Below are 14,500 nucleotides of genomic sequence, written 5' to 3'. Positions count from 1 at the left end.
GGATGAGCGCCATGGAGGACAGTTCCGTACTGTGCAGCTTCGAGCAGGGCGTGGCCAGCATTACGCTGAACCGGCCGGAGCGACTCAACAGCTTCAACGACGCCATGCATGAGCAGATTCGTGCCTTCCTTGATCGCATCGAAGGAGAGTCGGGCTTGCGGGTGCTGGTGTTGACCGGTCGCGGACGCGCCTTCTGCGCCGGCCAGGACCAGAGCGACCGCGCGCCGCTGCCGCCCGGCCAGCAGCGCGATCTCGGTGCGGCCCTGGAGCGTTACTACAAACCCCTGATGCTGCGCCTGCGTGCCTTGCCGGTGCCCGTGGTGTGCCTCATGAATGGACTGGCGGTGGGCGTAGGCGCCACCCTGGTGCTGGCTTGCGACATCGTCATCGCCACTCGCTCGGCCTACTTCATGCAGGGTTTCTCGCGACTGGGCTTGATGCCAGACGGTGGTGCCACGCAGTTTCTGCCACAGCGCATCGGCACGGCGCGTGCCCTGGGGCTGTGCCTGCTCAACGAGCGGCTGGATGCCGAACAGGCGGCCAACTGGGGCCTGATCTGGCGCTGCGTGGACGACGCGCAGTTCGAAGCGACCAGCCAGGCGCTGGTGCAGCAGCTGGCCGGCAGCGCCACCCGTGCCCTGGGTCTGACTAAGGCCGCCATCCATGCCGCCGCCCACAACGACCTGGCGCGCCAGCTCGACCTGGAGACCGAGGGTCAACGTGCGCTCGGCCATACCGATGACTACCGGGAGGGCGTGAGCGCTTTCCGCGAAAAACGCAGCCCCGTCTTTCGGGGGCATTGACGGTACAAACCGGCGCGGCCATCCGACCAGCGCCTATCACAAGCGAGGAGACAAGGAGATGAACATGAGCAAGTGGAACAAGGCATGGACGGCCGGGATCATGGCCTGCGCACTGACAATGTCTGCCGCACCGGGTCTGGCGCACGCGGGGGACATGAGCATCGGCGCGCTGTTCCCGATGAGTGGCCCGAACGCCTCCTATGGCGACATCTTCGGTTCAGGTGCCAATCTGGCAGCCGAACACATCAATGCCGACCAGATGCTGGGCGGCAAGCTGAGCATCCAGTACGAAGACAGCCAGGCGCTGCCGCAACAGGGGGTGATCGGCATGAACAAGCTGGTCAACGTGGAGAAGGTTCCTTATGTACTGTCGGCCTTCACCGGCGTTTCCAAGGCTATTTCCACCATTGCCGGACGCAGCAAGACGGTCGCCGTCAACGGTGGCGGCGTCGGGCCGGACCTGGCCGAACTCGGCCCCTATTTCTGGAACATCATCCCGCTGGCCAACTATGAAGTGCGGGCCATCATTCCCTACCTGATCAACGAGCGCAAGCTGAAGAACTTCGTGCTGGTCTATGTCGATGATCCGCTCGGCCAGGCCATCCGCAAGGAAATGGAAAGCGTGCTGCCCGGTGCCGGTGGCAAGCTGGTAGAAGCCCTGTCGGTGCCGGCCACGGCGCAGCAGTTCGGCGGCATCGCCGCGCGTGTGCGGGCCGCCAATCCGGACGTGATCTACGTGGCCTCCTACGGCTCGCAGCAGTCGCAGATCGTCAAGCAGTTCCGCGACAACGGCATCAAGCAGCAGTTCGCCAGCTATACCGCCTTCTCGATTCCGGAGATCAATGCCCTGCCCGAGGCCGCCGGCTCGCTCTACACCTCGCAGAACATCGACTGGAATTCACAGGACCCGGTGACGCGACGCTTCGTCGACGACTACCGCAAGAAGTACAACAAGATGCCCACGGCCTATATCGCCAACTACTACAACGCGGTACGCATGTTCGGCCTGCTGGCACAGCAGCTGATCAAGAAGGGACTGCCTGTCACCGGTGAGAACCTGCTCAAGCAGCGCATCGAGAGCGCCAGCTTCGACCTGGTCGGCGGCAAGGTCAGCTTCGCGGCCAACGGTACGGTCACCATGCCGATGCAGATCAACGAGATCGACGGCAAGGGTGGCAAGGTGGTCAGCACCTCGACCCGCTGAGCCGATATCTCGGCCATCGGTGCAACTACAGGAGCGTGCCGTCCGTCGCCGGACGGCACCCGGAGGATCCAGACATGCTATTGCTACAGCTATTGATCAATGGAGTACAGGTGGGCGCCCTGTATGCGCTCATTGCGGTGGGGTTTTCGCTGATCTTCGGCTCCACCCGCATCTTCCATTTCGCCCACGGCTCCACCTTTACCATCGCCGCCTACGTCTTCTATGACCTGCTGTCCATCGCCCAGTGGCACTGGAGCCTGGCGGTACTGGCTTCGGCTGCAGCGGCGGTCCTGTTCGGACTGGCGCTGAACCGCTTCGTGTATGTACCGATCCAGAAGCACGAGGGATCGTTCTTCACCGTCTTCGTCGCTTCCTTCGGGGTCGGCATCGTGGTACAGAACCTGTGCGGCATGCTGTTCGGACGCAGCTTCGTGGCCGTCAGCACACCGCTCTCGCGCAGCGTCGAATGGCTGCCGGGGCTGTATGTGTCACCGCTGGCCGGCATCGCCATCGTGATCGCGCTGCTGTTCTTCTTCGCACTGCAGCTCTTCCTCATGCGCACCCATACCGGCATGGCCATGCGCGCCCTCTCGGAGAACCCGGAACTGGTGCGCGCCTACGGCCTGTCGCCGCGCCGGCTGTCGATGATGGTGTTCGCACTCGGTTCGCTGCTGGTGGTGCCGGCAGCGCTGCTGTCGGCAGCCGGCTCGGGACTCAATCCAGCCATCGGTCACCACGTCATGCTCATCAGCCTGGCCGCCACCATCGTGGGCGGTGTGGGCAGCCTGCGTGGCGCCGCCTGCGCCGGCCTGTTGCTGGGCCTGGCCGAAAACCTGGCGCTGGCCTGGTTCGAGCCGCAATGGAGCGAGGCCATCACCTTCATCGTGCTGTTCCTGTTCATCCTGTTCCGCCCCTCCGGCTTCTTCGGTCGGGTCGCCACCAGCTGAGGCCACCATGCTTGCCTATCTCCTGAACCTGGCCACGCTCATGTGCATCAATGCGGTGCTGGCCATCACGCTCAATTTCATCATGGGCTATGCCGGCATCTTTTCGATCGCCCATGCCATCTTCTTCGGCGTAGGGGCCTATAGCGCGGCCTGGCTGGCGCTCCACGCCAGCGCCAACATCTTCCTGGTGATCCCGCTGGCCATGCTGGTGGCCGGCGCCCTGTCGCTGGTACTGGCACTGCCGGCGTTGCGGGTACGCGGCGAATATTTCGTGGCCGCCTCGCTGGGGCTGCAGGTCCTGGGGGTGACCGTGTTCTCCGAATGGAAGTCGGTCACCGGCGGGCTGGGCGGCATGATCGGCATCCCGCCCGCCGAACTGTTCGGGCATGCCGTGGCCGATCCGGTGCAGTTCCTGCTGCTGGCACTGTGCTGCCTGATCCCGGTACTGCTGCTGACCGGCGTGCTGTTGCGCTCCTCGTTCGGTCGCAATCTCAAGGCCATCCGCGACAGTGAATCGGCCGCGCATGCCTGCGGCAAGAACGTGGCCGTGATCAAGACGCTGTCGGTGGTGATCTCGGCCATGCTGGCCGCGGTGGCGGGCGCCCTCTACGCGTTCTACATGGGCTTCATCAATGTCGAGAGCTTCATGCTCGACACCTCGGTACTGCTGATGGCCATGGTCATCATCGGTGGCACCGGCACCCTGCTCGGCCCCCTGGTGGGCACGGTGCTGCTGATGCTGCTGCCGGGCGTGTTCAGCTACATGTCCTTCCTGCCGCAGACCGAGATCGGCTCGATCCAGCAGATCGCCTATGGCCTGGCCATGGTGCTGCTGATGATCTATCGCCCCGGCGGCATCGTCGGTTCCTCGTCCGCACGACCCGCCAAGGAGAAGGCCGCATGAACGCCATCACCGAACACGAAGGCGCCATGCAGGCTGCGCTTGCACCGCAGGGCGATGGCGAAGTGCTGCTGTCGATACGCCACCTCAACAAGAGCTTCGGCGGCTTGAAGGTGACCAACGATGTGAGCCTGGATCTGCGCGCCGGCATCGTCACCACGCTGGTCGGCCCCAATGGCGCGGGCAAGACCACGCTGTTCAACCAGATCACCGGCCATCTGGTCCCGGATGACGGGGAGATCCTGTGGCGCGGTCAATCCCTGATCGGTCGCCGCCACTTCCAGATCGCGCGCATGGGCATCGCCCGTACCTTCCAGGACCTGCGCCTGTTCAACCAGATGAGCGTGGAAGAAAATGTGCTGACCGTGATGGAGCCGGTGTCGTGGATCTGGCAACCGGGTGGGTGTGCCGCGCGCCAGCAGCGCCTGGAACGGGTGCACGATATCCTGGCACGCACCGGCCTGGCGACCAAGGCGCGCACCCGTGCCCTCGACCTCTCCTATGCGGAACGCAAGTTTCTCAGCATGGCCCGCATCATGGCCGCCGATGCCCGCATCTGGCTGCTCGACGAACCGGCCTCGGGCCTGGACCGCAGCTCCTACGAGCGCTTCCTCGGACTACTGCGCAGCGAGGTCGCCAAGGGCGTGACGGTGTGCATCATCGAACACAACCTCGATATCGTGGTCGGCATTTCCGACCGCATCGCCTTCCTCGATCAGGGCAAGCTGCTGGCCGATGGCCTACCGGACGAGGTACTGAAGAATCCGCACCTCGCCGCCATCTATTTCGGAGACCAGACCTCATGAATGCCCAAGTCCATCCCGACCCTGCCCCGGCCCTGCTGGAGACCCGCCAGCTGGTGGTGGGCTATGGCGGTCGTCCGGTATTGCGCGATTTCGATTTCCGCCTGCTGCCGGGCGAAGTGCTCTGCCTGATCGGACATAACGGCGCCGGCAAGTCGACCCTGTTGAAGACGCTGTTCGGTCTGGTCGCCCGCCAGGAAGGCCAGGTGCTGCTGGACGGCCAACCGCTGGCGGTAGTGGAGCCGCGTCGCCTGTGTGCGGCCGGTGTCTCGCTGGTGCCTGAGGGGCGCGGAGTGTTTCCCGGACTGACGGTGGCCGAGACCATGAAGATGGGGCTGTGGGCCGCCGGCGTAGCCGAAGGCGAACGCCAGGCACGACTGGACTGGGTGATGTCGGTCCTGCCAGCGCTACGGCAGTTCTACGGGCGCCGCGCCGGCACCCTCTCGGGCGGTCAGCAACAGATGGTCTCCATCGGCCGCGCACTGCTGTCGCGGCCGCGCTGCCTGCTGATGGACGAGCCCTCGATCGGTCTGGCACCCAAGTTGTTCCAGGACCTGCTGCAACCGATCCGGCAGCTGCAGCGCGAGACCGGCATGGCGATCCTGCTGGTGGAGCAGAACGTCAAGCAGGCCCTGAAGATCTCGGATCGGGTGGTGGTCATGAAGTCCGGTGCCATCATCCGCGAAGCCCTGCCCGCCGAACTGGACGACAACGCCAAGCTGATGGAGCTTTACTGATGCCCGACCAAACTCCGCAAACTCCGCAGACCCTGCTGACCCTGCCCGCGCTGCTGGCCCGTCATGTGGCCGAACGCGGCGACGCCACCGCCTTCATTGTCGATGAAGAGCGCATTACCTACGCACAATTCGATGACATGGTCCGACGCAGCGCAGCCTGGCTGCAGGCGCGCGGCGTCAAGCCCGGCGACCGGGTGGCGCTGTGGCTGGTCAACCGCATCGAGTGGTTGGCGCTGTACTTCGCACTGGCGCGCCTGGGCGCGGCCGTGATGACGGTCAATACCCGCTATCGCTCGCACGAGCTGGCCTACATCCTGGAACGTTCCCAGGCCAGTCTGCTGGTGTTGCAACTGAACTTCCGCAAGATCGATTTTCCGGCGGTGCTGGCCGATGTGCCGCCGCAAGCTGCAGCAGCGCTGCGTGAGGTGGTGGTACTGGATGCCGGCGATACGCCACCCGCGCAGGTACTGGGCAAACCCGCAGTGCGCTTCGATCTGCATCGGCTGCCGCCGGTGGCCGCCGACGACCCCATCACGGCCGCCGCACCGGATATGGCCAGTATCCTCTTCACCACTTCAGGGACCACCAGTGGTCCCAAGCTGGTGCTGCATAGCCAGCGCACGATCTGCCTGCACAGCCAGCGCGCGGCGCCGGCCTATGGCTTCAGCGAGGACGGGGTGCGGCTGCTGGCGGCCCTGCCCTTCGCCGGCGTGTTCGGATTCAATGCGGCGATGGCGACCTTCGTTGCCGGCCAGCCCATCGTGATGATGGATACCTTCGATGGAGAACAGGCCGCGCAGCTCATCGTCCGCCACGCGGTCACGCATGTCTTCGGCAGCGACGAGATGTTCCGTCGCGTCATCGAACACGGACAGGGCGAACGCCCCTTCCCCAGTGCACGCGTGTTCGGTTTTGCCTGCTTCCATCCGGGCGTGGTGGAATTCACCGAGGCCGCCTGGGCCAGAGGCATCCCCCTGATCGGTCTGTACGGCTCGTCCGAGGTGCAGGCACTGTTCTCGCTGCAAGCGCGCGCGCTGCCACTGTCGGAGCGCATTCTCGGCGGTGGCCTGCCGGCCAGTCACGCTTTCGGCGTGCAGATCCGCATCCGCGACATCGACAGCGGCGAGCTGCTGGGTCCAGGCCAGAGCGGCGCCATCGAAATCCGCGCCGATACCAACTTCGTGACTTATCTGAACAACCCCGAAGCCAGCGCCCGCGCAATGGACGCCGAAGGCTACTTCCGTACCGGCGACGTCGGATACCTGCGCGCCGATGGCAGCTTCGTCTATCTGACTCGCCAGGGCGACGCCATGCGGCTGGGCGGCTATCTGGTCAGCCCGGTGGAAATCGAGGATGTCATCAAGACCGTGGCCGGGGTCGCCGATGTGCAGGTGGTCTCGGTGGATATCGGCTGCCAGGCGCGGCCGGTGGCCTTCGTCATCGCCGCGCCCGACGCCCGTCCCGATACGCAGGCCATCCTGCGCAGCGCCAGCCAGAACCTGGCGCCCTTCAAGGTGCCGGCGCATGTCTGGTTGGTCGATGCCTTCCCGACCACCCAGAGTTCGAACGGCACCAAGATCCAGCGCGCCAAGCTGCGCGACATGGCGCTGCAACGGCTGACCGCAGCCGCCTGACCCTTTTGCCCACGGAGCCCGCATGCCTTCCCTCTACCTCGAAGATTTCCAGCCCGGTCAACGCTTCACCAGCGGCGGACGCACCCTCACGGAGACGGACCTGACCATGTTCTCGATGCTGTCCGGTGACTGGAACCCGATCCACGCCGATGCCGAATTTGCGCGCCACACGCGCTATGGTCAGCGCCTGGTGCATGGCACCCTGGGCATCGCCCTGTGTACCGGGATGCTGCACCAGCTGGGCATCTTCGAACACTCCGTGATTGCCATGCTGGGCTTGCGCCAGTGGGAGTTCAAGCAACCCATCCTGGTGGGCGACACACTGCACCTGGAGCTGGAGATCCTGACGGTGGAAGCCGGCAAGAGCGGACGCAGCGGCAAGCTGGGACGGCGCTTCCGGCTGCTGAACCAGCGCGGCGAGGTCGCCCAGGAAGGCGACAGCGAGGTCCTCGTCCTCACCTGCGAAGGCGCGCGCCAGCAGGCGCAGGCGGCGCAGTCATGAGCGCGCAGGTGTTGCGGGAGGACTGCGATGGGCTATGCACGCTGACACTGAACCGGCCCGATAAGCTCAATGCCCTGACGGTAGAGATGTTCCAGCAGTTGCATGCCCACCTGGGTGCGCTGGAGCAGCAGCAGGAGCACATCGGTGCGGTACTGCTGCGTGGTGCCGGCCGCTGCTTCTCGGCCGGCAACGATCTGCACGACATCGCCGCCGGCCAGGCCCTGCCGCTGCCACATCTGCAGGCGCGCACCATCGATCGCCTGGCGCGGCTGCCGCAGGTGGTAATCGTGGCGGTGCACGGCCATTGCTACACCGGTGCGCTGGAACTGGCGCTGGCCGGCGACCTGATCGTCTGCAGCCGCTCGGCCAGCTTTGCCGATACTCATGCGCGCTGGGCGCTGACGCCGTTATGGGGCATGAGTCAGCGCCTGCCAAGACGCATCGGCGTGGCCCGTGCGCGCGAGATGATGTTGCTGGGCCGGCGTTACGACGGTCAGCGCGCCGCAGAGATGGGCTTGGCCAATCTCTGCTTCGACGATGCGCAGTTCGAGACCGAACTCCAGGCACTGGTACGCGAGCTGCTGGCCGGCTCCTGGTTCTCTCACCGCGCCACCAAGCGCCTGCTGGAAGAGACCGATGGCCTGCCCCTGGCGGCCGGACTGGCGCACGAAGTATTCCGCAATGCCGGCAAGGGCCCGGACATGGCCGCACGCATCGCCGCCTTCGGCCAGGCCAGCGGGAGGACGGCATGAGCGCCGCCACCCTGGCGGCACGGCTGCGGCTGCCGGTGATCGGCTCGCCCATGTTCCTGGTGTCCAATCCTGCGCTGGTGACGGCGCAATGCGGGGCCGGCATCGTCGGCGCCTTCCCGGCCCTCAATGCCCGTCCGCAGGAACAACTGGAGCAATGGCTGTGCCGCATCGAAGAGGACCTGGACGCCCTGCGCCAGGCCCATCCTTCGCGCATCATTGCGCCCTATGCAGTGAACCTGATCGTGCATCCATCCAACCAGCGCCTGCAGGATGACCTGGCCACCTGCGTGCGCCACCGCGTGCCGATCGTCATCACCTCGCTGCATGCGCCCGAGCAGGTAGTGGCTGCGATACATGCCTATGGCGGTATCGTGCTGCACGATGTGACCACGCTGCGCCATGCGCGCAAGGCCATCGCCGCCGGTGTGGATGGCCTGATCCTGGTCTGCGCCGGGGCCGGAGGGCATGCCGGCGCGCTCAGTCCGTTCGCCCTGGCGGCCGAGGTGCGCCGCCTGTTCGACGGGCTGCTGGTACTGGGCGGCGCCATTTCCGATGGACGCGGCATCCTGGCGGCACAGGCCCTGGGCTGCGACCTGGTCTATATGGGAACACGCTTCATCGCCTCGGAAGAATCGGCGGCGGCACCGCTGTACAAGCAGATGATCGTGCAGGGCAGCGCCGAGGATATCGTCCATACCCCCTATTTCTCCGGCGTCCCCGGCAATTACCTCAAACCGAGCATCCGCGCCGCCGGCCTCGATCCCGACCAGCTTCGAGAGGCGCCGGCGCAAGGCATGGATGTGGCCCGCCCCAAGCGCTGGAAGGACATCTGGGGCAGCGGCCAGGGGCTGGGCGCCGTCAGTGAAGTGCTGCCGGCCGCACGCATTGTGGAGCAGCTGATCGAGCAATACCGGCAAGCCAGGGAAGCGCTGGGCCGGCTGCCTTAGGGCCATCGTCCCGCAGGCCGGGACAGGCCCGGCGTCGCCCGCCACCAACGATGGCATGACGACAATGCAATGCACAAAACCGGGGCGGTAGCGATGACCCCGGCGTATCTTTTCCTGCACCAAAAAGCAGCAAAAGGTGCAGTATTAAGCTTCACCTCCACTCGCATCGCACTGCAGCACACTTCACCCCCGCAGTATTCCCCCCGCCCTGCACCCAGCGAAAATCCTTGCCACACAAGCTTTTCGCCACCAATAATCGTCGCCGTGTGTTGTATGCCAATCTTGTATATCAGCGTGGCACACAACTTGCTGATGAGGGGACATGAGCACCAATCCTTCCGTCAAGTCGTCGTCGCAGATTGCGATCCGCATCACCGAGGCCATCCTCGCCAAGCAATTGGCGCCGGGTACCCGGCTGGGCGAGCAGCAACTGGCCGACCTGTTCGGCGTTTCGCGCACCCAGGTGCGGGAAGCGCTGACGCGGCTCATGGCACGCGGCATCGTCACGGTCAGTGCGCGGCGCGGCTGGTTCGTCATCGAACCCACGCCGGAGCAGGCGCGCGAGGCCTTCGAGGCGCGCCGCGTGATCGAGCTGGGTCTGCTGCGACAGGCGCGGGTACGTCCGGTCAGCGGCGAGGCAATCCGGCAGCTGCGCGAGCACATCGCCCGCGAAGAGGCCGCCATTGCCGGCGCCGACGTCGGGGCGCGCAGCTATCTGCTGGGCGATTTCCACGTCTGCCTGTGCGAATGCCTGGGCAACTCGCTGCTGTCGGAAACGCTGCGCGACCTGACCGCCCGCACCACGCTGACGGCGATGCTGCACCAGTCGTCGGAGCAGGCGGAGGATTCGTGTTCGGAACATGTCCTGATCGTCGAGGCGCTGGAACGCGGCGATCTGGAACAGGCTGAGCACCTGATGCAGGTCCACTTGCAACACGTGGAATCAGGTCTCAACCAGGTGCGCAGCAGCGATCCGCTGGAACCGCTGCGGCAGGCACTGGCATCGGTCTCGCGGCAGGGGGCCGCCGCGGGGACCGACGTCTCGGGCCCGCCAGGCAAACGGCCGCAGTAAGCGCCAGCACCGCGCAGGGCCACTCATCAACGTCGTCAACACTAGGGAAACTGCTATGAAACTGACCAAACTCCTGCTCGGCCTGATGGCCGGCGCCATGATGTTCTCCGCTTCGGCTGCCCGTGCCGACGCCCTGGACGATATCCAGAAGAACGGCACGCTGCGCGTGGCCGTGCCGGCCGACTTCCCGCCGTTCGGCTCGGTCGACTCCGACCTCAAGCCACTGGGCCTGGACATCGATGTGGCCACCCTGATCGCCAAGAAGCTGGGCGTGAAGGTGGAACTGATCCCGGTCTCCAGCGCCAACCGTATCCCCTACCTGACCACCAAGAAGGTCGACCTGGTCATCTCCAGCATGGGCAAGAACGCAGAGCGTGAGAAGGTGATCGACTTCTCGGCCGCCTATGCACCGTTCTTCAACGGTGTGTTCGGCCCGGCCGACCTGTCCGTCAAGGGTGCGGCCGACCTGGCCGGCAAGACCATCGCGGTCACCCGTGGTTCGGTGGAAGACCTGGAACTGACCAAGATCGTCCCGCCCACTGCGACAGTGAAGCGCTACGAAGACAACAACAGCACCATCAGCTCCTTCCTCTCGGGCCAGGTGCAACTGGTGGCCACCGGCAACGTGGTGGCCGCTGCCATCATCGCCAAGAACCCGCCCAAGAAGCCCGAAACCAAGTTCCTGATCAAGGATTCGCCTTGCTTCATCGGTCTGAACAAGGGTGAGAAGAAGCTGCAGGACAAGGTCGACGCGATCCTGGCCGAAGCCAAGAAGGATGGCAGCCTCAACGCCATCTCGCAGAAGTGGCTGGGCCTGCCGCTGCCGGCTGGCCTGTAAATTGCAATAGCCCCGCAGTACCCTGCATCGCCGGTCCGATTCCGCCCGGAACCGGCGATGCACGCAGCACCAGATACACGTTTTCAGAGCAAGAGCACCATCGCAGGGCAGGCGGACAACCCGGCAGCACGCAGCACATAAAGGCAGGGCAGACACGACATCATGGCTTATCAATTCGATTTCCTTTCCACCCTCGACTACACCGACGTCATCGTCAAGGGTGTGGTGACCACCATCGAGCTCATTGCCATCGGCGGCGTGCTCGGCGTGGCCGTGGGCATCTTCGGCGCCTGGGCGCGCACGCAGGGACCGGGCTGGCTCAAGCCCATCGTCAGCGCCTATGTGGAGATGATCCGCAACACGCCCTTCCTGGTGCAATTGTTCTTCATCTTCTTCGGCCTGCCTTCGCTGAATGTCCATATCAGTGAAATCAGCGCCGCCATCCTGGCCATGGTGATCAACCTGGGCGCGTACAGCACCGAAATCATCCGTGCCGGCGTGCAGGCCATCCCGCGCGGCCAGATCGAGGCAGCGCAATCCTTGTCGATGTCGCGCATGCAGATCTTCCGCCACATCATCCTGCGCCCGGCGCTGCAGAAGATCTGGCCGGCGCTGTCCTCGCAGGTGGTGATCGTGATGCTGGGCTCGGCCGTGTGCTCGCAGATCGCGGTGGAAGAACTGTCGTTCGCTGCCAACTACATCCAGGGTCGCAACTTCCGCGCCTTCGAGGCCTACATCGTGGCCACCGCCATCTATCTGGTACTGGCCATCCTGTTGCGCCAACTGCTGCGCCTGATCGGTCAACACTTCATCACCGCCCGGAGGACCGCATGATCTCGTTCACCACCTGGGACATCGTCCGCAACCTGATGCTGGCGTGGCGCTGGACCATCCTGCTCTCGCTGGTCACCTTCCTGCTCGGCGGCGCGCTGGGCCTGATCATCCTGTTCATGCGCACCTCGCGCCAGAACTGGCTGCGTCAGGTGGCGCGGCTGTACATCGAACTGTTCCAGGGCACGCCGCTGCTGATGCAGCTGTTCCTGGTCTTCTTCGGCATCGCGCTGTTCGGCATCGAAGTGCCGGCCTGGCTGGCGGCAGGACTGGCCTTGATGTGCTGGAGCGCCTCGTATCTCGCCGAAATCTGGCGCGGCTGCGTGGAAGCCGTACCCAAGGGGCAGTGGGAAGCCTCCTCGGTGCTGGCCATGGGCTACTTCCAGCAGATGCGCTACATCGTGCTGCCGCAGGCCTTCCGTATCGCCATTGCGCCCACCGTCGGCTTCGGCGTGCAGATCATCAAATCCACTGCGGTGACCTCCATCATCGGCTTCATCGAACTGTCCAAGGCCGGCACCGTCATCACCAACGCCACCTTCCGCCCCTTCACGGTGTTCGCCATCGTGGGCGCCTTCTACTTCGTGCTTTGCTGGCCGCTGTCCAAGTACAGCCAGTCTTTAGAAAGGAAATACAATGCCGCTCATCGCCATTGACAACGTCAAGAAACGCTTCGGCGACAACGAGGTCCTCAAGGGCATCAGCCTGGATGTCGAGCCCGGCGAAGTGATCGCCATCATCGGCAAGAGCGGCTCGGGCAAGTCCACCCTCCTGCGCTGTATCAACGGCCTGGAGAGCATCGACGAAGGCAACATCAGCGTGGCCGGTGCCAAGCTGGGCGCCAGCGAACTGGAACTGCGCAACCTGCGCCTGAAGGTCGGCATGATCTTCCAGCAGTTCAACCTGTTCCCGCACCTGTCGGTGGGTCGCAACGTGATGATCGCGCCGATGATCGTCAAGGGCACGTCCGAAGCCGACGCCATGGCCACGGCCAAGGCCAACCTGGAAAAGGTCGGCCTGGGTCACAAGTTCGACGCCTTTCCCGACCAGCTCTCCGGCGGCCAGCAGCAGCGCGTGGCGATTGCGCGCGCGCTGTCGATGAGCCCGCAGGCCCTGCTGTGTGATGAAATCACCTCGGCGCTGGATCCGGAACTGGTCAATGAAGTGCTGACCGTCATGCGCGGTCTGGCCAAGGAAGGCATGACCCTGCTGATGGTGACCCACGAAATGCGCTTCGCCCGCGAGGTCTGCAATCGCCTGGTCTTCATGCACCAGGGCAAGGTCCATGAGATCGGACCGCCGGAAGAACTGTTCGGCAATCCGAAGACACCGGAACTGCAGCAGTTCATTGGCATGACGCAGGGCGCCTGAGCGACTGCACTGCATCGATTGCCGGATAGGAGACACCCCAGGTACGGAAGATTTTCCGGACCTGGGGTGTTTTTATTGGACGATGGCGGACTCGAAAGGGGATGGCTGCTATTGTGCACGCGCCTTCGTCTACGTCCGCTTCATCGGCACGCACGCCCAGCACGATCGCATCGACGCGCAGACGATTAAGGGAAAGACCATGGAGATCAAGCCGATCAAGACAAAGGCCGACTATCGTGCCACGCTGGTGGAAATCGACGGCCTCATGTCGGCCAGGCGGAACACGCCTGAAGGGGATAGGCTGGACGTCCTGGTGACGCTGGTCGAGGCCTACGAAGCAAAGCATTTCCCTATCATCAAGCTGGCAAGACCCTGAAGCCAGGCCCTGCCTGCCGGGCGCGTGCTTCAGCCAGTGCCGCCGTTCAACGGTCTAGCTCACACACCTTGCGATCATTCTCATAGAACACCACCGGTCCGGTGGTGAAGCGTTCCTTGGGAATGGCCACCATCAGGTAATCCTTGATCCGGTAGGAAGCGCCCGAGGCCGGGGCACGATAGAGGTAGTTCAGGCGCAGCCGGCCATCGCGCAGGCGGACCGACAGCGGCGTGAAGACATGCGGACGTTCGGCCGCATCCGGGGCGCTCATGGTGCGGGCCACCAGCAGGTATTGCTTGCGTTCGAAGTGATCGGCCGAGGGGCCGGTGGGGCGCTGGTCACCGTTGGTCGGGGCCGGCTGCATCCAGCGGTCCCATTCGCTGCGGCTGCGGATCAGGGCGCAGAAGACCGGTTGGCGCTGGTCATCCCAGTTCTTCAGGAAGCCCTGGTAGGAACCGCTGAGAATGGTCTTGTAGGGGACCACGGTGGGGTCCTCCTCGTCGGTCCACGGCATCATGGAACAGCCGGCCATGGTGGCCAGCATGGTTCCGGTCAACATCCACTGCACAGTACCCCTGATCGTGTTGCGCATTCGTTTCCCCCAAGAAGCTTAGCATTTAAACATGTCTTGCCGGTCGCTGGCGATATTTCCTTGCATCCCCGTCAAAGTCCCGTCTGGCGGGATGCCTGTTGCCGTGCTACTCAGAGCACGGCGCCTGCGGATGGTTCAGCATCGCGTACGCAGATGGAGCCCGGTATGGGATTTGCGTGATAATGCGGGG

The 14,500-nt window shown here is 64.4% G+C and carries 16 protein-coding genes and 1 pseudogene; 16 read left to right on the top strand and 1 reads right to left on the bottom strand.

The window, feature by feature from the left end:
• The first annotated feature begins 2 nt into the window (after positions 1-2).
• The 16 genes and pseudogenes from paaG to HBH1_RS25650 form a co-directional block, all read left to right on the top strand.
• Complete coding sequence (paaG, locus tag HBH1_RS16870; RefSeq protein ID WP_006461448.1) at positions 3-803, top strand: 2-(1,2-epoxy-1,2-dihydrophenyl)acetyl-CoA isomerase PaaG; 801 nt, start codon at positions 3-5, stop codon at positions 801-803.
• 64 nt (positions 804-867) lie between these two features.
• Entirely contained in the window at positions 868-2,007 is a 1,140-nt protein-coding gene (locus tag HBH1_RS16865) for an ABC transporter substrate-binding protein (RefSeq protein WP_102663751.1), read from the top strand.
• Positions 2,008-2,081: 74 nt separating this feature from the next.
• Complete coding sequence (locus HBH1_RS16860; protein ID WP_039873933.1) at positions 2,082-2,954, top strand: branched-chain amino acid ABC transporter permease; 873 nt, start codon at positions 2,082-2,084, stop codon at positions 2,952-2,954.
• A gap of 7 nt (positions 2,955-2,961) precedes the next feature.
• A complete protein-coding gene (locus HBH1_RS16855) occupies positions 2,962-3,858 on the top strand; it encodes a branched-chain amino acid ABC transporter permease (RefSeq protein ID WP_102663676.1) in 897 nt (298 codons plus the stop codon).
• The gene (locus HBH1_RS16850; RefSeq protein ID WP_102663675.1) at positions 3,855-4,661 is read left to right on the top strand and encodes an ABC transporter ATP-binding protein; all 807 of its coding nucleotides are present in this window, start codon (positions 3,855-3,857) and stop codon (positions 4,659-4,661) included. The genes HBH1_RS16855 and HBH1_RS16850 overlap by 4 nt, the downstream gene beginning before the upstream one ends.
• Positions 4,658-5,395 (top strand): ABC transporter ATP-binding protein, encoded by a 738-nt coding sequence (locus HBH1_RS16845; RefSeq protein ID WP_077236153.1) that lies wholly within the window; start codon positions 4,658-4,660, stop codon positions 5,393-5,395. The genes HBH1_RS16850 and HBH1_RS16845 overlap by 4 nt, the downstream gene beginning before the upstream one ends.
• Positions 5,395-7,029, top strand: coding sequence for an AMP-binding protein (locus HBH1_RS16840; protein WP_102663674.1), 1,635 nt, complete (start codon positions 5,395-5,397; stop codon positions 7,027-7,029). Before HBH1_RS16845 ends, HBH1_RS16840 begins: the two co-directional genes overlap by 1 nt.
• A gap of 22 nt (positions 7,030-7,051) precedes the next feature.
• On the top strand, positions 7,052-7,531 hold the full coding sequence (locus HBH1_RS16835) for a MaoC/PaaZ C-terminal domain-containing protein (RefSeq protein ID WP_102663673.1): 480 nt from the start codon (positions 7,052-7,054) through the stop codon (positions 7,529-7,531).
• Positions 7,528-8,283 (top strand): enoyl-CoA hydratase/isomerase family protein, encoded by a 756-nt coding sequence (locus HBH1_RS16830; protein ID WP_006461436.1) that lies wholly within the window; start codon positions 7,528-7,530, stop codon positions 8,281-8,283. The genes HBH1_RS16835 and HBH1_RS16830 overlap by 4 nt, the downstream gene beginning before the upstream one ends.
• Positions 8,280-9,230 (top strand): NAD(P)H-dependent flavin oxidoreductase, encoded by a 951-nt coding sequence (locus HBH1_RS16825; protein ID WP_102663672.1) that lies wholly within the window; start codon positions 8,280-8,282, stop codon positions 9,228-9,230. The genes HBH1_RS16830 and HBH1_RS16825 overlap by 4 nt, the downstream gene beginning before the upstream one ends.
• Before the next feature lie 322 nt (positions 9,231-9,552).
• A complete protein-coding gene (locus HBH1_RS16820; RefSeq protein ID WP_102663671.1) occupies positions 9,553-10,302 on the top strand; it encodes a GntR family transcriptional regulator in 750 nt (249 codons plus the stop codon).
• 55 nt (positions 10,303-10,357) lie between these two features.
• Complete coding sequence (locus tag HBH1_RS16815; RefSeq protein ID WP_006461433.1) at positions 10,358-11,140, top strand: transporter substrate-binding domain-containing protein; 783 nt, start codon at positions 10,358-10,360, stop codon at positions 11,138-11,140.
• A 162-nt stretch (positions 11,141-11,302) separates the two neighbouring features.
• Positions 11,303-11,974 carry an amino acid ABC transporter permease gene (locus tag HBH1_RS16810; protein WP_102663670.1) on the top strand — a complete coding sequence of 224 codons (672 nt, stop codon included), beginning with the start codon at positions 11,303-11,305 and terminating at the stop codon, positions 11,972-11,974.
• On the top strand, positions 11,971-12,627 hold the full coding sequence (locus tag HBH1_RS16805; protein WP_006461431.1) for an amino acid ABC transporter permease: 657 nt from the start codon (positions 11,971-11,973) through the stop codon (positions 12,625-12,627). Before HBH1_RS16810 ends, HBH1_RS16805 begins: the two co-directional genes overlap by 4 nt.
• On the top strand, positions 12,608-13,342 hold the full coding sequence (locus HBH1_RS16800; protein WP_102663669.1) for an amino acid ABC transporter ATP-binding protein: 735 nt from the start codon (positions 12,608-12,610) through the stop codon (positions 13,340-13,342). The genes HBH1_RS16805 and HBH1_RS16800 overlap by 20 nt, the downstream gene beginning before the upstream one ends.
• A gap of 199 nt (positions 13,343-13,541) precedes the next feature.
• Positions 13,542-13,697, top strand: a pseudogene (locus HBH1_RS25650) (type II toxin-antitoxin system HigA family antitoxin); the annotation flags it as partial.
• Between the two features lie 67 nt (positions 13,698-13,764).
• Here the strand turns inward: HBH1_RS25650 and HBH1_RS16790 are convergent.
• Positions 13,765-14,310, bottom strand: a complete 546-nt coding sequence (locus HBH1_RS16790; RefSeq protein ID WP_102663668.1) for a hypothetical protein — start codon at positions 14,308-14,310, stop codon at positions 13,765-13,767.
• Between the last annotated feature and the right edge of the window lie 190 nt (positions 14,311-14,500).

Source organism: Herbaspirillum sp. BH-1 (assembly GCF_002870055.1).
GTDB classification, from domain to species: Bacteria; Pseudomonadota; Gammaproteobacteria; order Burkholderiales; family Burkholderiaceae_D; genus Herbaspirillum; species Herbaspirillum frisingense.
Note: the sequence above shows the minus strand (reverse complement) of the source record. Positions and strands in the feature narration are given on the sequence as shown.